This is a genomic window from Bacteroides galacturonicus (assembly GCF_003096855.1).
Classification (GTDB): Bacteria; Bacillota; Clostridia; order Lachnospirales; family Lachnospiraceae; genus Lachnospira; species Lachnospira rogosae.
Map to the genome: position 1 here is coordinate 551741 of NZ_QEOA01000002.1, position 16879 is coordinate 568619.

The 16879-nt window shown below is 36.6% G+C and carries 14 protein-coding genes; 2 read left to right on the forward strand and 12 right to left on the reverse strand.

The annotated features are described in order from the left end of the window. Nucleotides 1–234 precede the first annotated feature (234 nt). Nucleotides 235–1680, forward strand: a complete 1446-nt coding sequence (locus C7390_RS02580; protein ID WP_116443540.1) for a polysaccharide deacetylase family protein — start codon at nucleotides 235–237, stop codon at nucleotides 1678–1680. A gap of 191 nt (nucleotides 1681–1871) precedes the next feature. Here the strand turns inward: C7390_RS02580 and C7390_RS02585 are convergent, their stop codons facing one another. Both C7390_RS02585 and C7390_RS02590 read right to left on the reverse strand, forming a co-directional pair. Further along, complete coding sequence (locus C7390_RS02585; RefSeq protein ID WP_116443541.1) at nucleotides 1872–2765, reverse strand: NAD(P)/FAD-dependent oxidoreductase; 894 nt, start codon at nucleotides 2763–2765, stop codon at nucleotides 1872–1874. 247 nt (nucleotides 2766–3012) lie between these two features. Beyond that, nucleotides 3013–4770 carry an ammonium transporter gene (locus tag C7390_RS02590; RefSeq protein ID WP_022501381.1) on the reverse strand — a complete coding sequence of 586 codons (1758 nt, stop codon included), beginning with the start codon at nucleotides 4768–4770 and terminating at the stop codon, nucleotides 3013–3015. Between the two features lie 433 nt (nucleotides 4771–5203). Between C7390_RS02590 and C7390_RS02595 the strand changes: the two genes are divergently transcribed. Further along, entirely contained in the window at nucleotides 5204–6031 is an 828-nt protein-coding gene (locus C7390_RS02595) for a helix-turn-helix domain-containing protein (protein ID WP_022501382.1), read from the forward strand. A gap of 111 nt (nucleotides 6032–6142) precedes the next feature. Here C7390_RS02595 and hemW read toward each other — a convergent pair whose 3' ends face one another. The 10 genes from hemW to murD all read right to left on the reverse strand — a co-directional run bounded on the left by hemW (nucleotide 6143) and on the right by murD (nucleotide 16784). Continuing rightward, nucleotides 6143–7378, reverse strand: coding sequence for a radical SAM family heme chaperone HemW (hemW, locus tag C7390_RS02600; protein ID WP_116443542.1), 1236 nt, complete (start codon nucleotides 7376–7378; stop codon nucleotides 6143–6145). After that, the gene (gene lepA, locus C7390_RS02605; protein ID WP_022501384.1) at nucleotides 7368–9182 is read right to left on the reverse strand and encodes a translation elongation factor 4; all 1815 of its coding nucleotides are present in this window, start codon (nucleotides 9180–9182) and stop codon (nucleotides 7368–7370) included. Before lepA ends, hemW begins: the two co-directional genes overlap by 11 nt. Continuing rightward, entirely contained in the window at nucleotides 9169–9975 is an 807-nt protein-coding gene (locus C7390_RS02610; RefSeq protein WP_116443543.1) for an N-acetylmuramoyl-L-alanine amidase family protein, read from the reverse strand. The genes lepA and C7390_RS02610 overlap by 14 nt, the downstream gene beginning before the upstream one ends. Nucleotides 9976–10041: 66 nt before the next feature. Further along, nucleotides 10042–10608, reverse strand: a complete 567-nt coding sequence (locus tag C7390_RS02615) for a sigma-70 family RNA polymerase sigma factor (RefSeq protein WP_456362868.1) — start codon at nucleotides 10606–10608, stop codon at nucleotides 10042–10044. Further along, nucleotides 10592–10897, reverse strand: a complete 306-nt coding sequence (locus C7390_RS13855; RefSeq protein ID WP_456362869.1) for a hypothetical protein — start codon at nucleotides 10895–10897, stop codon at nucleotides 10592–10594. The genes C7390_RS02615 and C7390_RS13855 overlap by 17 nt, the downstream gene beginning before the upstream one ends. A 22-nt stretch (nucleotides 10898–10919) precedes the next feature. Further along, complete coding sequence (locus tag C7390_RS02620) at nucleotides 10920–11789, reverse strand: sigma-E processing peptidase SpoIIGA (protein WP_318255787.1); 870 nt, start codon at nucleotides 11787–11789, stop codon at nucleotides 10920–10922. A 402-nt stretch (nucleotides 11790–12191) separates the two neighbouring features. Continuing rightward, nucleotides 12192–13394 (reverse strand): cell division protein FtsZ, encoded by a 1203-nt coding sequence (ftsZ, locus tag C7390_RS02625; protein ID WP_022501388.1) that lies wholly within the window; start codon nucleotides 13392–13394, stop codon nucleotides 12192–12194. Between the two features lie 152 nt (nucleotides 13395–13546). After that, complete coding sequence (locus C7390_RS02630) at nucleotides 13547–14269, reverse strand: cell division protein FtsQ/DivIB (RefSeq protein WP_055307054.1); 723 nt, start codon at nucleotides 14267–14269, stop codon at nucleotides 13547–13549. A 2-nt stretch (nucleotides 14270–14271) separates the two neighbouring features. After that, nucleotides 14272–15429, reverse strand: coding sequence for an FtsW/RodA/SpoVE family cell cycle protein (locus C7390_RS02635; RefSeq protein ID WP_090139869.1), 1158 nt, complete (start codon nucleotides 15427–15429; stop codon nucleotides 14272–14274). A gap of 2 nt (nucleotides 15430–15431) precedes the next feature. Then, nucleotides 15432–16784 (reverse strand): UDP-N-acetylmuramoyl-L-alanine--D-glutamate ligase, encoded by a 1353-nt coding sequence (gene murD, locus C7390_RS02640; RefSeq protein WP_116443544.1) that lies wholly within the window; start codon nucleotides 16782–16784, stop codon nucleotides 15432–15434. Nucleotides 16785–16879: the final 95 nt, after the last annotated feature.

Below are 16879 nucleotides of genomic sequence, written 5' to 3' on the forward strand. Positions count from 1 at the left end.
TATATGTATATTAGTATTATTCGACAAAAAAGTAAAGCCATTATCTAAAATCTATTGTACCTATTTTTGTAATATTTGATTATTCAGAATGCAAAAGTATTTTTACTATATTATTAAAATATATCCCAAAAAAATCTTTTTAAAAATTTAATATTTTTTCAAAAAAGTGTTAATTTTTTCTATAAAAAGGAATATAATGCTCTAGTTAGAATAATAAGTCAGGAGATAACACCTATGATTACAAAAGAACTTAAGAACAAAAAGCTTATAATAGTAATTACTTCTGTTGTAGTTGTACTATTGCTTCTTGTAATTTTATTTTTTTCCTTATTTAACATCAATATCATTGTAAATGGAAAAGAAAACGAAACAATAGAATATGGTGATACATATACAGAGGAAGGAGCTTCAGCTTCGTATAATACACTTTCTTTTAAGAATAAATCTGTTGATGTATCAATAAGCGGCGAAGTAGACTGCTCTAAACTCGGAACATACCATATACATTACAAAGCTAAGAAAGGCTTTCTTTCATCGACTAAGACAAGAGAAGTTAAAGTCGTTGATACAGCTGCTCCCGTGATAGAACTTAACACAGTTGAGGGATATTACCCTAAGACAGGTGAAGCTTATAAGGAAGAAGGTTTTACAGCCACTGACAATTATGATGGTGATATTACCGATAAGGTTACACGCCACGAAAAGGACAATGTCGTTACTTACACTGTCAGCGACTCCTCTGGCAATAAGACAACTGTTACAAGAACTGTTGAATATAATGACGGAATTGCTCCTTCACTCACACTCAATGGTGACAGCCATGTAACAATTAAAGCCGGAACTAAATACAAAGATACCGGTGCTGCTGCCACAGATTCCCACGGCAATGACATTTCAGACAGCATAACAGTATCTGGTGAAGTTAAGAATTACCGTTCTGGTGACTATACTTTAACTTATACAGCTACTGACAAATTTGGCAACACCAACTCAATTGACAGAACTGTAACTGTTGAAGCCGTAAAGCAGGCTGACTCTGCCGCTGTCAATCCCGGTTCAAAGGTTGTATACCTTACATTCGACGATGGTCCTGGTGCTTACACACAGCAGCTTCTTGACGTGCTTGCCAAATATAACATAAAAGTTACATTTTTTGTAACCAATGTAAACAGCGGATATCAGAATATGATTGCGAAGGAAGCCGCTGCAGGACATACAGTTGCAATACACAGTGCTTCCCATAATTACCAGCAGATCTATTCAAGTGTTGGTGCTTATTTTGATGATTTGAACGAAATGTCAGATATTATATATTCGCAGACTGGAAGCCGTCCAACATTAGTACGTTTCCCAGGTGGAAGTTCTAATTCTGTCAGCAAGAAATACTGCAAAGGAATTATGACTGAGCTTGCAAAAGATGTTACTGACCAAGGTTATAAATACTATGACTGGAACGTATCAAGCGGCGATGCCGGTGGAACAACAAGCACAAGTGAGGTATACCAGAATGTAATCAATGGTATCCAGAGCCATAATGTATCCGTTGTATTACAGCACGATATTAAGAGCTTCAGCGTTGATGCAGTTGAGAGCATAATCCAGTGGGGACTTGCTAACGGATACACATTCCTTCCTTTGACAACATCAAGCCCTGATGTACACCACGGAATTAATAATTAATGAGCAGCAATCAATAATATGAACCCAAAATAATATCAATCAGTATTTAATATTAGAACAAAAAACTATGTATTACATCATCTATTCCAGTTAGTTAAAATCTCTTACTTTAACTAACTGGCAGGACTTAGGTCAGTCTTATCCAATCCTGATGTAATACATAGTTTTTTTATTTTATATCTTTCCTTATTTCACTGCCTGTTAAGAGCTGCAAGATAGCCAACAGCTGAGAGTGCCGCCACATTTCCTTCCCCTGCCGCTTTAACATACTGATAAGGTACTCCTGTTATATCACCAGCCGCATATAAACCTTTTATATTAGACGCCATACTTTTATCTGTAATTACTTTGTTATCTTCTATCTTAATTCCTGGAACTAACTGGGCTGGCTTCATCGACTCCCTTAATACAAATATTCCGTCTGCCGCAAGTTCTCTGTCCTCCATAATAAGAACCATTTTATCCTCCCTACGCTCAATTGACAGCGGTTTTCCTTTAATAATATCAATATTATCTTTTAATGAATCTTTGCCTGCCTGTAATGTATTTATATCTTTATCCTTATTATAAAGAGGCATATAATACACCTTCTTAGCCGTCTGTGCAAGAAACTCTGCTTCGCTTAAAGCCTCCTCATTAAATCCTATAACTATCGCTTCTCTTTCTTTATATAAAGCGGCATCACAGGTAGCACAATAGCTTACACCACGTCCAAGATTTTCATATTCACCTGCATATGGCTTTGTAACATCTACACCTGTTGCAAGTATAACTGTAAGTGCCTCATAATTATTCTTTTTGCCCTGTATATGAAAATATTTTCCCATTGCATACACTGCATTCACCATATCTTCTGTTATATCTATTGAAAGACTTTTAAGGTGATTGTTAAATGCCTGTGACAGTTCCTTACCTGTAATATCAATAAAACCAGGATAATTCTTTATTATATGTGCCTTTGACACTTTATCACTAATCTTGTTATTACCTATAAGGAGTATTTTCCTGCCTCTTATCTTAGCAGTTATTGCCGCTGACACACCTGCTGGGCCCGTTCCTATTATAGCTATATCATATCTTTCCATATCTTAATCCCTTTCCTGCCTTTTATGTTTAATTATATTATTATTAACAAAATGCTTAATATACCAAACATTACTTAATCGTTTTGTCTTTTAATATATTATAGACATACTAACGCATATTATAATAATTGTAAAATCAAAAAAGATGCAGACACATTTTATTGATATCGCACTGCCACTTAACAGCAGTCATATCCAAAATGTGTCTACATCTTTATGGGTAATATTAAATCAAATTTATTGGGAATTAGTCATCTTCGCCCTGAAGTGCATCGTATCCTGTTTCACCTGTACGAACCTTTACTACATTTTCCACATCATATACGAATATCTTACCATCACCGATATGACCTGTGTAAAGTACCTTTCTTGCGGCATTGATAACATCCATTACAGGAACTTTGGAAATAACCATTTCAACCTGTACCTTAGGAAGAAGCTGCATTTCCATCTGAACTCCACGGTAATACTCTGGAGCACCCTTCTGAGCGCCACAGCCAAGTACCTGCGTAACTGTCATACCAGTTACTCCGATGTCGTTCATAGCCTTCTTTAACTTTTCGAAACGCTCCTGCTTCATAAGGATTTCTACCTTAGTAATCTTATTCTCATCTGGAATATCAGATGTCTTAATCATAGCTGGAACTGAGTTTTCCATGCTTTCTGAACCAACTGATACAACATCTTCATATGTTATATCTGGCATACCCGCTGTACCAAGTTCAAATCCTGCATATGCACTTGTAAGTCCGTGCTCACATATGTCAAGACCCTTTATTTCCTCTTCCTCTGTAGCTCTAAGTCCAATTGTTGCCTTGATTACAAAGAATACGATTGTCATACATACAGCAGCCCATGCTGCTACTGATACAAAACCTAATAACTGAAGTCCAAGCTGTGTAAATCCACCACCGTAGAATAAACCTTCTGCCTTAATCGCACCACTCTCAATAGCAATTGCATAACCAGGGGCTTTGCTTGTAGCAAATAAACCAACTGCGATTGTACCCCATATACCATTCATCATATGAACAGCTACTGCACCAACCGGATCATCAATGTGAAGCTTATAATCAAGAAGCCATACACCAAATACCACCAAAAGACCTGCTACAATACCTATTACTATTGCACCTGCTGCATCTGTTACATCACAAGAAGCTGTAATAGCTACAAGTCCTGCAAGTGAAGCATTAAGACACATTGAAACATCCGGCTTACCATACTTAATCCATGTAAATACCATACAAGTTACAGTTGCAATTGCTGGTGAAACTGTTGTTGTAAGGAATACCGAACCTAAATCCTCAATTGTTGTACAAGCTGCACCATTAAATCCATACCAGCCAAACCATAATATAAATACACCAAGTGCACCAAGTGGAATACTATGTCCTGGGAAAGCATTAACCTTAACTACCTTACCATTTTCATCTTTAACAAATTTACCAATACGAGGTCCTAATATCTTAGCACCTATAATAGCTGATATACCACCAACCATATGTATACAGCAGGAACCTGCGAAATCATGGAAGCCTAACTGTGCTAACCAGCCGCCGCCCCATATCCAGTGTGCTTCAATAGGATATACAAGTGCTGATATAACACCTGAATATACACAATATGAAAGGAACTTTGTTCTCTCTGCCATAGCTCCTGATACAATAGTAGCTGTTGTTGCACAGAATACTAAATTAAATACGAAACTTGAAAAATTGAAATTATCATATGCTGTAAAAATATCAAATCCAGGTTTTCCAATAAAACCTAATAAATCTTCACCTAATAATAAACTGAAACCTATTACTATGAATACTACTGTTCCTATACAGAAGTCCATAAGGTTCTTCATAATAATGTTACCTGCGTTCTTAGCTCTGGTAAAACCAGTCTCAACCATTGCAAATCCTGCCTGCATCCAGAATACTAATGCAGCACCTATAAGAAACCATATACCAAATGTCTGGTCGCTTATCAAGCTTGTTAATTCTTCTATTGCCATATTCGTTTCCTCCCTGTTCGCGCCGGCACATAATATTTATTTATGTACCCTTGACAAATACTTTTTATTGTGGTTGATGAAGTTGATCAGGTTTCATCTGGTATCATAACAGTTGTTACTAAACGGCTGCTTTATTCCTATAGTTAAATAAAACAAAAAAAGACGTGTAACCATATATAATGGATACACGCCTTTGTGCAATCAACTGTTTGATTTATGTGTTTAATTATACATATCTTTCCAAATAAGTATTGAAAAAATCGGACATATTATTGACTTTTTTAATATTTGTTTTATTATTATTTTATAAATGTAATCAAATATACTACTTATCAACATTATTTTAATGTATATAATATCAGAAGTGAAATGACTTTGACACTGATATTATAATAATACCAATTAATGCAATTATAAAATCAGGAGGGTACTTATGAAAGACCATTTACACCAGCCATTATTATTTAATCCAGCAATATATAACAGCTCAGATGGTAAACAGCACATCAATTACAAATATATAACCGTGCCACAGACTATGCTTGTATACGCCATAGACAACACCACCGGCTCTGCAAGTAGGAAAGTATCCACTCTTATTCCATGCTCTAGTGCAGAATGGATAATAGGATATAATAAGAATAACAGCAGTTCTTCCTTCTACTGTATTGGACCAGTAAGCAGACGTTTTGACTATACTTTTGGAGATTTTGATTATTATTTTGGAATTCGTTTTGCGGATAAGGGCTGTTATTTTGCACCATCCGTTGATGACAGCGTGCTTCCAGCTTCAATTGCCAATCAGGTATTTGAATACGAACCTGCCACAGAGTCTTTTGAATACAGACTTATATCTGAATTAATCCAAGCCGAAGATTTTGACGGACAGCTTGAAGCTTTAATATGTTTCCTTAATGACAGCAAAAAATATATAGCTGTCCCTGACAATATCATACATATGGCTAATGAGATAAAGAAAGCTTCCGGCAATATTCATATATCTGATTTATCCGAAATGTCAGGGTACTCTGAACGGCACATTAACAGATTATTCAAATCGGCATATGGTGCAGGTCCTAAAGATTACTGCAAGAATATCAGATTTCAGAAAATCATATCTGATATTATAAATGACCCATACAAAGAAAACAGCGATTATATTGCCAATGCCGGATATTCTGACCAGGCACATTTCCAGAGGGAATTCAAGGCTTACACAGGCATTACACCTAGAACTTTTATTAAGGAATTAACCCCATAATATATTTATAACTATACTGTCAATTAAATTACCTGACTGAATTTTTCAGAGTTATAAAATATGCGTGGTGTTTACCGCCATCCAGACGATAAGCACCACGCATATTTATTTCTACACAAAATCAGACATAACAGTATTGCTTATATCTATGCCTCTGTCTGTAAGTGCTATTCTTGTACCATTCTGCCACAAAAGACCTTTTGCTATATTATCTTTTATCTGCTCTTTATATACACTGTATATATCTTTTCCAAATATATCTTTAAAATCGCATATATCAATCCCAGCAGACTTTCTTAAACCAAGAAACATATATTCAGCCATCTCATCTTCCAGCGTGAGAACCTCTATATTTTCTTTAAGGTCCTGACAGTTATTCTTTATTTCTAAAGAATTCTTAAGAGTCTCTTGGATATTCTTTATATTTTCCACAATACACTCTTTATTGCTTTCTTTATTATCAGCATATTCCACACATAATGCCTTAATATAATTATTAATATTGCTGATGTTAGTATACCTTTTATGATTACATAATGAAGCTGCACCAATTCCAAAACCGATATAATCGGTTCTATCCCAATATTTAAGATTATGCTTACATTCATAACCTGCCTTGGCATAATTGGATATTTCGTATCTTTCATAACCTGCCTGACCTAATATCTCTTTAGTAAGTGCATACATTTTCCTGTCGTCATCATCATCAGGAATATCCGGATAATTGTCTATGTTATCATACAGCCTTGTGCCTTCTTCTATTATAAGACTGTATACAGATATATGCTCTGTATTAAGTGATACAGCCTCCTTTAGCACTCTGGTAAAGCTTTCTATGGTCTGACCCGGAAGTGCTGACATAAGGTCTATATTGATATTAGTAAAGCCTGCATTCCTTGCTATGGCAAGGCTGTTCTTAAACTGTTCAAATGTATGAATTCTTCCAAGCATACGAAGCTCTTTATCATCAGTGCTCTGCAATCCAAAGCTTATTCTGTTAATCCCAGCTTCCCTGTAAATGTATGCTTTTTCACTATTTATTGTACCTGGATTACATTCTATTGTTATCTCTGCATTGCCATCAACACGATATCTTTGCTTTACAGCCTCTAATATATCTTTAATATATTCAGCATTTATTGCTGACGGAGTTCCACCACCGATAAATATTGAAGTTACATTTTTATCAAGACCAGCCTCACTTAATGCTATCTCATTAATTAAAGCTTTAACATAACTGCTTTTCGTCTTATCATCTGCTGGTGCAGATAAGAAATCACAATATATACATTTTTGCATACAAAAGGGGATATGTATATATATCCCCAGTTCGTTATTATTCTTCATCTAACTTTAATACACTCATAAATGCTTTCTGTGGTATCTCTACGTTACCAATCTGACGCATTCTCTTCTTTCCTTCCTTCTGCTTTTCAAGAAGCTTCTTCTTACGGGAAATATCACCACCGTAACACTTGGCAAGTACATCCTTACGAAGTGCCTTAACAGTTTCCCTTGCTATAACCCTGCTTCCGATGGCCGCCTGAATAGGAATCTCAAACTGCTGTCTAGGAATTTCCTGCTTAAGCTTCTCGCACATCTTTCTTCCACGTTCCTCCGCACTTCCTGCAAATACAATAAATGAAAGTGCATCCACTTCTTCCTTGTTGATAAGAATATCAAGCTTAACAAGGTTAGACCTCTCATATCCCTTCATTTCATAGTCAAATGAAGCGTAACCTCTTGAGCGTGACTTTAACGCATCAAAGAAGTCATATATTATCTCATTAAGCGGAAGGTCATACTTAAGCAGTGCTCTTGTCTGTTCTATATATTCCATACCGTTGTATACACCACGGCGTTCCTGGCAAAGTTTCATAATAGGTCCAACAAATTCGGTTGTAACCATAATCTCAGCGCTTACCATAGGTTCTTCCATATAGTCTATCTCTGATGGATCAGGCATATTAGACGGATTAGTAAGGTCTATAACTTCACCATTAGTCTTATGGACTTTATATATAACTCCCGGTGCTGTTGTTACAAGGTCAAGGTTATATTCTCTCTCAAGTCTTTCCTGTATAATCTCAAGATGCAAAAGCCCTAAGAAACCACATCTGAAACCAAAACCAAGTGCTATAGATGTCTCAGGCTCAAACTGGAGTGAAGCATCATTAAGCTGAAGCTTCTCCAATGCTTCTCTTAAATCCTGATATTTTGCACCGTCTGCTGGATACAGACCGCAGTACACCATAGGGTTGACCTTCTTATAACCTGGAAGCGGCTCTGATACAGGTCTGTCATTATCTGTAACAGTATCACCAACTCTCGTATCCTGAACATTTTTAATACTTGCTGTAATATATCCAACCATACCTGCACTTAATTCATCGCAAGGTATGAACTGACCAGCTCCGAAGTAACCTACCTCAACTACTTCTTCTACTGCTCCGGTTGCCATCATTCTTATCTTAGTACCCTTCTTTACAGTACCCTCTACTATTCTTACAAATATAATAACACCCTTATACGCATCATATAACGAGTCAAATATAAGTGCAGATAAAGGATTAGCTGCATCACCTGTAGGTGCTGGAATTTTCTTTACTATCTGTTCAAGAACTTCCTCAATATTAATACCATTTTTTGCTGAAATTAACGGAGCGTCCTGAGCCTCTATTCCAATAATATCCTCAATCTCATCTTTGACTCTGTCTGGTTCTGCACTTGGAAGATCAATCTTATTAATAACAGGAAATACCTCTAAGTCGTGGTCAAGTGCAAGGTATACATTGGCAAGTGTCTGTGCCTCTATGCCCTGTGCCGCATCTACTACAAGTACAGCACCATCACAAGCCGCAAGTGCCCTTGATACCTCATAGTTAAAGTCAACGTGACCCGGAGTATCAATAAGATTGAATATATATTCTTCGCCGTCCTGAGCCCTGTATACAGTTCTTACTGTCTGCGACTTTATTGTAATTCCCCTCTCCCTCTCAATATCCATATTATCAAGAACCTGCTCCTGCATTTCCCTGCTTGTAAGAAGTCCTGTCTTTTCTATAATTCTGTCGGCAAGAGTTGACTTGCCGTGGTCAATATGTGCTATAATACAAAAATTTCTTATGTTCTTCTGATTAATTACTGCCATTCGTATAACCTGCCTGTTCTAAGTATTTCATAATTCCATCAGCTATAAGCTTAGCTGTATTGTCTATATCTGTTGTTACAAGTTTATTATCCTTACTGCTGTACATATTGCCTAACTCTATTATACAGCTCGCTACTTTGCTGTGCTGGTTCAGGTAATAATCTTTGCTCTTATTATCAGGAGTACCCGTATTCACTCCCGATAAGCTTACATCTACTCCATTTAACTCTTCCATAATATCACTCGCAAGGCTTTTAGAGTTAGATGGGGAAGAGGTATGAATCCACGCACTTATTCCCCTACTGCTTCCTGACTTATCAGTAATATCCCTATGAAATGACACAAGTGCCGCTGCTTTGGCGTTATTGCATATCTCTATACGCTTGGTATAATCCACCGATGTATCAGTTGTTCTTGTCATAACAACTGTAACGCCAGCACTTTCAAGCTCATTCTTAACGCTGTCAGCTAAAGATAACATCTGTGTCTTTTCATAGTTAGTTCCGTCGTACTGTCCTGTATCACTTCCACCGTGAGGAGCATCTATACAGACTATTGCCTTAGACGACCAGTTAATTGTCTTATTATTACTTTCTTCGCTATTATCCTCATTGTTCTGCAAAAGCCCATCATCAGTTACCTCATCTGATGTTGTCTTTCCTATATTCATAATTGACCTTATCGAAGCTCCACAGTCAATATATAACATTACGGCAAATATTAATATAGCTGCTAATGAAGCCACTCCGAATATTCTGTCCCACTTAAATGATGTATTATTCTTATTATTCATTATTATCTCTCCAATCCATACCCTTTCTATTTTCTTAGAATACAAGCGGATTGTCAAGTAAAATGTTTAACAGCTTCTCACCATTTCTCTTTTTAATCTCTTTATAATCTTCTTTTCAAGTCTTGATATATATGACTGCGATATTCCAAGCATATCAGCGACCTCTTTTTGTGTCTTTTCCTCTCCATCTTTATCACTAAGACCATATCTTAAATCGACTATAATTCTCTCCCTCTCAGACAAATTGCCAATCGCCCTCTTTAATGCTTTCATCTCAACCTCATTTTCAAGGTCTTTATAACACACATCATCTTCAGTTCCAAGAATATCAGATAACAAAAGTTCATTGCCATCCCAGTCAACATTGAGTGGTTCATCAATTGACACCTCTGCTTTTACCTTGCTATTTCTTCTAAGATACATAAGAATTTCATTCTCTATACATCTTGAAGCATAAGTTGCAAGCTTTATATTCTTATCCCTGTCATATGAATTAATTGCCTTTATAAGACCTATTGTGCCAATTGATATAAGGTCCTCTACTCCAACACCTGTATTATCAAATTTCTTGGCTATGTATACAACAAGTCTTAAGTTATGTTCTATAAGCATTTTCTTATGCATAATCGTCATTATCAGTCTTTAACATTGCCAGCACATTTTTCTCCTCCTCAATATCAAGCGGTGCTGGCAGCACCTCTGTACCTCCTATATAATGAACTTCTCTTGTCCCCATCATATAAAAATTCTTAATAGAAGGTACCACCTTAAGCTGAAAACGATCTGCAACTGCCACTTTAATCACTATCTTACTCCTCTTTTCTACGGTGCTTTCTTTTGTCTTTACAGGAATACGAAAGCACCGCCGACATACCCTGTTTATTATTGCATCATATGTCCCGTGACGCTTTTGGGGGTGCATATGATGAGCATCTTTGTGCTCATTATTGCATCATATGTCCATTAATAAGTGCCTGATATTCCCCTGCCTGTGATACGCATACCTCTGACAATCCTATAAGCACATTTTTATAAGCTTTCGTCTTAACATCATTGGATATGTATATGTAATCTGCTGTAATTACCTCTATCATTCCTGTGTCCATACCTACACTCCTGTATGGAATAAGATGATATCTTATTCTGCTGTAATCATTTATCTTAGAAAGAACCTTGTCAAAACATTTCTTATCCATAACATTTACTGGTTTATTACAATAATAATCACTAAGCTGGTTTCCAGTGTCTATCATTCCCTTTAATGTAATACGTTCGTCCCCAATAACCACTGTTACTACATATATCTGCATTTTTCTATTGAGCTTCTCTTTGCTTCGTACCAGTATGATGAGCATAAGATACGCCACGACTGCATATATAACCAACTGCCTGTTGTTTATCATTATATTCTTTATTACAAAGCCAACATATGTATAGTACACGAGTAAATGTATCGCACCGCCAAGAAATACTGCTATGCCAATCATTACCGCTACGCCTTTTAACAAGTCCTTTATATAACTCCTTATAGCAAACCAATTAATCTTTCCTGAACTTCCCTTGATAATATTTAATGGACTATTAATTATCATAAGCATTAATCCAGTGATGATTAAATATGTGCACCAATTAACGAAAAGCCTATATTCATCCGGAATACATATTGCAATGACTGACCATATTGCCCCCAAAGTGGAAGAAAGCAGCAGACGGGGCAGTGATGTATGATAATGCATTATTTTGTTTACCATAACCATAACAATCAAATCCATACAATAATTAATTCCAAATAATACATCAATGTATATTACAATTCACTCTCACCTCCATTGCACAATCAGGTATACCCTGCATAATAGTTTACAGAAAATGCTTTCCTGCAACGAAAATAAGTATACATAACTTAATATGCAAAATTTGTCAAAAGCACAGAGTCACATTAATTTTCTAATATAATTCGCTATGAAATAAAAAAGAATGTGTGAAACACATTCTCGCACCGAGCACGGTCGCTTGCGACAAAATACATCTTCGTGCGAGTGTGCATCATCGGCATATAGTGCCTTTTATGTAATAGGGGATTCTATTGGAATTTCCTATTACATAAAAAAGGAACGCCGAAGCGTTCCTTAATATCAATATTTCATTAACAATAATATAAGCCCAATAAGTATATGAACCGACAACCTATCTGTCAGATTAAATGATTATATTAATTACTTTCTGTTCTTCTGAAGGAAAGTAGGTATTGTAATACCATTAGACTTCACATTGCTTGTAACAGGGGCTGGCTGCTTAAGTCCTGGAAGTGGTGTCTGAGACTGTGCACCTGTCATACCGCCTGCTGGCTGAACTGGTGTCTGTGGAGCCTGATATGTATATGCTGGCTTTACTGCTGGTTTAACAGTCTGTCCAACTCCCTGTGTTGCCTGTGCCTTAGGTGAGAACTTCGCCATTGCAGTATTGACATTCACATCTTCAATACCTGTAGCAATTACAGTTATTGTTACGCTGTCTGTAGCTGTCTCATCATATATAGCACCAAAGATGATATTGGCATTATCACCTGCAAGTTCCTGAACATAGCTTGCAGCCTCATCTGCTTCAACAAGGCTCATATCACCAGATACGTTGATAATAACGTGTGTAGCACCCTCGATTGTTGTCTCAAGAAGTGGGCTTGTAACAGCCTGCTTAACAGCTTCAATAGCCTTATCATCACCTGTAGCATTACCGATACCGATATGTGCGATACCCTTGTCTGACATAACTGTCTTAACATCTGCAAAGTCAAGGTTGATAAGACCTGGTACATTAATAAGGTCTGTAATACCCTGTACTGCCTGCTGTAATACCTCATCAGCCTTCTTTAAGGCATCTGGCATAGTTGTTCTTCTGTCTACTATCTGAAGAAGCTTGTCATTAGGAATTACAATAAGTGTATCCACGTTCTCCTTAAGCTTCTCAATACCCGATTCTGCATTAGTCATTCTTGTTCTTGCCTCAAATCTGAAAGGCTTAGTAACAACACCAACTGTAAGGATACCCATCTGTTTAGAAATCTTAGCAACAACCGGAGCTGCACCTGTACCAGTTCCGCCGCCCATTCCGCAAGTAACGAATACCATATCCGCACCTTTGATAGCTTCTGTTAATTCTTCAACATTCTCTTCTGCTGCCTTCTCACCAATCTCAGGCTGGGCTCCTGCACCAAGTCCCTTAGTAAGCTTCTCACCTATCTGAATAGCTGTTGGAGCTTTACAGAACTGTAATGCCTGGCTATCTGTATTAATACCAATAAATTCTACCCCGCTTATATTCTCATCTATCATTCTATTAACAGCATTATTACCTGCTCCACCTACGCCGATGACTATAATTCTTGCTGATGAATCTGATTCGTTAATTATTTCTACCAAGGTTGTTGCCTCCTTTAATCAATCCTTATACATTTATCTATAATGATATAATTTTTCGCAATAAATATCAACTGATTTTTTCATTTTATTTCACTAAAAATTGAACTTTAAAGCGTACAATTCTGAATATTTACACATCATTTTAGTTTGTTTTAATTATATTCATCTTTTTTGAATATTATAGACGAACTGTCTTTTGTATAATCCTGCATATACAAAGAACCTTTAAGCCCTGCAAATTTGGTTTCCATCTGTTTTAACTCAAAAAGCTTGTCCGTATAATCATCACTCTTTCCAAGGTATACCTTAACCTCGTCTATATACAATATTACATTGTCCGATGAGTCAAAATATACTTTTGAAACATCAAGATTATACTTATCAAAGCTCTGTGTCAGATCAAGTATGTGCCTGAACACTTCATCATCTCCGACTTCAAGCTTGGAATCAAGCACTATTGAATTAAACTTAAGACCTATTATCTCAGGAACTTTTTCAAAAGTTTCTGTTGAACTTTCAACAACAATACCATCTTTGTCAAAATACATATTACAGCCCATATAACGTATATAACCAATAACTGCCTTTTCATAGACTGTTATGTACATACCTCTTGGCCACTGTATTTCAACATCATATTTCTGAATGAAAGGTATTGTCTTTTTCTTATTGCCAAACAGTGTATACAATACAGTGTTTGGTGTGTCATTTCCAAATATTCTGCTTGTCATTTCTTCATTAGAATAATGGGAATTACCCACATATGTTATCTTATCAGTTCTAAATCCAAAATAGACAGCCGCACACGCAGCTATCAGGGCTGCCACAATAATAGATATTATGAACAGCCTTTTTTTCTTTCTCGCCTTTGCCATAACTATCTCTCTAACCTAATCTGACTACTTATATTAAACACAATTCCTAACTCTGCCAGCAGGAACAGACTCGCCGTGCCTCCATAGCTTATAAATGGAAGTGTTACGCCTGTATTAGGAAATACATTGGTTACAACGGCAATATTAACTATTACCTGAATTGCTATATGGGCGAATATTCCAACTGCAAGAAGTGAACCGAACAAATCTGGTGAGTTCTGTGATATATATATAATTCTCCAGAGCATTATTATAAAAAGCATAATAACGCACGCCGCACCAAACAGTCCTAACTCCTCACATATTATTGAAAATATCATATCATTCTGTGACTCTGGTATGAAGCCCAACTTCTGCATACTCTTTCCAAGACCCTTACCAAAAAGTCCGCCAGAACCTATGGCATAAAGCCCCTGCATAGTCTGATAGCCTTTTCCGTCTATGTACTTTTCAGGGTCTACCCATACTAAAAGTCTTGTAAAACGGAACTTCTTAAACTGGACTCCATTTTCAACAGCCTGCTTAAGCCACTGCCTGCCCGCTATATAGCCTGCCATAATAAGTCCGATAATTCCACCGTGAACCCAGTAATTAGGATATACAACAAATGTCATAACAAACACAATTCCACATACTATGATTGCACTACTTAAGTTAGATGTAATTCCAAAAAGCATAGCCGCCGGAATTACTGCACAGCCCAAAAATATTTTCGCTATCTGTGACAGTTTTTTTATCTTTGTTCCTGACGCACACATCTTAGCCGCCGCCATAATAATAACACTTATCTTAACAAGCTCTGCTGGCTGAAAGCTTATCGGACCAATATATATCCATCTTTTAGCACCGTGGCTTTCACGTCCAAATGGAATAACTGCTAACACCATTAAAAGTGATATAACAAATATCCACGGAGCGGCCTTTTTTAAAATATGATAATCTACAAATCTTGCTATAAAAAACATACACGCAAAACCTAACAGGTCAAATATAAGCTGTCTTTTAAAATAGTATTCCGGATTGCCATAATTAATCTGCGCTGTGTAAGAACTTGTACTGTATATCATTGTAAGTCCGAAACCTACAATGAATATAAGCACAAACAAAAGACTGTAATCAAAATAGAATCCATTCTTTCTTTTTCTTCTTTTCTTTGCCATAATTAAAGTTCATTGACATATTGCTTGAACATGTCACCTCTCTGTTCATAATTATCAAACATTCCCCAGCTTGCACACGCTGGTGATAATAATACCGCATCACCTTTGTCTGCGCTGGCTGCACATATATCTACTACTTCTTTTAAATTATCAGCAAATACATAGTCCTTAAATCCGTATTTATCACAGGTCTGGGCTATTTTATTAGCAGTCTGGCCTATAAGAACAAGCTTCTTTACCTTGCCCTTGAAGGCTTTTACATACATATCAAATTCAGAGCCTTTATCATAACCACCACCTATTAATATAGTTGGTCTTACCATAGCCTCAATTGCTTTTACAGAAGCTTCCGGATTAGTTCCCTTGGAATCGTTGTAATACCATACATCATTCTTGGTAGCTACATATTCTATTCTGTGTTCTACAGCCTTGAACTTCTTTACCTGCTGTACAATTATGTCATCAGGTATGCCTGCTGCCTTAGTCATTGCTATAGCAGCACATACATTTTCATAGTTATGTGTTCCAAGAAGGTTCATATCGTGTACATTAAGCATAAGCTCATCTGTGGTGCCATCTGTATATCTTATATCATCTCCCTGAACATATGCACCAATCTCAGGCTTTCTCTTGCTTGAGAACCATACAACCTTAGCTGGACACTCACTTCCAAATCTGTATAATTCTTCGTCCTCCATATTAAGGACACACACATCATCCTTTGTCTGGTTCATAGAAATGTTTTCTTTAGTCTTGGAATAACATTCCATTGTATGATGTCTGTTAAGGTGGTCTGGTGTAATGTTAAGTATCGCACTTACAACCGGATGGAACTTGTGTATTGTCTCTAACTGGAAGCTGCTTATCTCTGCTACTGTATAAGAGTCATTACTTGTATTAAGCACTTCTCCCGTATATGAATTACCTATATTTCCAACAACAAATGTCTTCTCATTATAGGCTTTCACTATCTGTCCTACCAAAGCTGTAGTTGTTGTCTTGCCATTAGTACCTGTTATGGCAATTATTCTGCCTTTATCATAATTATATGCAAGTTCTATCTCGCCCCATACTGGAACTTCTGCTTTCTTAAACTGTTCAACAATAGGACTGTCAACCGGAACGCCCGGACTTATTACAAGAAGGTCGACCTGATTAGTTATATCCTCTGGCAGCTTTCCAATAATAATCTCTGCTTTATTGCCTTTAAGTTTCTTTGATATATCTTCCCTTGAAAGCTTTTCGTTACCGTCATATATAATACAGTCTGCACCAGCTTTGTTAAGAAGGTCTATAGCACCGATTCCACTTATTCCAGTACCAACTACCATTACCTTTTTATTATTTAATTCCATAATGTTCCTCCATTACCACGCATATAATACGTTTTTTAAACAACTGTCTTTATTTTACTCTACACCTATCCATCTGTAAAGCGGATAAACACTGT

Excerpts from the sequence above, each read along its gene's own strand:
- murD (WP_116443544.1), bottom strand. The coding sequence starts at position 16,784 with ATGGAATTAAATAATAAAAAGGTAATGGTAGTTGGTACTGGAATAAGT.
- C7390_RS02615 (WP_456362868.1), bottom strand. The coding sequence starts at position 10,608 with ATGACGATTATGCATAAGAAAATGCTTATAGAACATAACTTAAGACTT.
- C7390_RS13855 (WP_456362869.1), bottom strand. The coding sequence starts at position 10,897 with ATGCACCCCCAAAAGCGTCACGGGACATATGATGCAATAATAAACAGG.
- C7390_RS02590 (WP_022501381.1), bottom strand. The coding sequence starts at position 4,770 with ATGGCAATAGAAGAATTAACAAGCTTGATAAGCGACCAGACATTTGGT.
- C7390_RS02580 (WP_116443540.1), top strand. The coding sequence starts at position 235 with ATGATTACAAAAGAACTTAAGAACAAAAAGCTTATAATAGTAATTACT.
- C7390_RS02630 (WP_055307054.1), bottom strand. The coding sequence starts at position 14,269 with ATGGCAAAGGCGAGAAAGAAAAAAAGGCTGTTCATAATATCTATTATT.
- C7390_RS02595 (WP_022501382.1), top strand. The coding sequence starts at position 5,204 with ATGAAAGACCATTTACACCAGCCATTATTATTTAATCCAGCAATATAT.
- C7390_RS02610 (WP_116443543.1), bottom strand. The coding sequence starts at position 9,975 with ATGAATAATAAGAATAATACATCATTTAAGTGGGACAGAATATTCGGA.
- hemW (WP_116443542.1), bottom strand. The coding sequence starts at position 7,378 with ATGAAGAATAATAACGAACTGGGGATATATATACATATCCCCTTTTGT.
- lepA (WP_022501384.1), bottom strand. The coding sequence starts at position 9,182 with ATGGCAGTAATTAATCAGAAGAACATAAGAAATTTTTGTATTATAGCA.
- C7390_RS02585 (WP_116443541.1), bottom strand. The coding sequence starts at position 2,765 with ATGGAAAGATATGATATAGCTATAATAGGAACGGGCCCAGCAGGTGTG.
- C7390_RS02635 (WP_090139869.1), bottom strand. The coding sequence starts at position 15,429 with ATGGCAAAGAAAAGAAGAAAAAGAAAGAATGGATTCTATTTTGATTAC.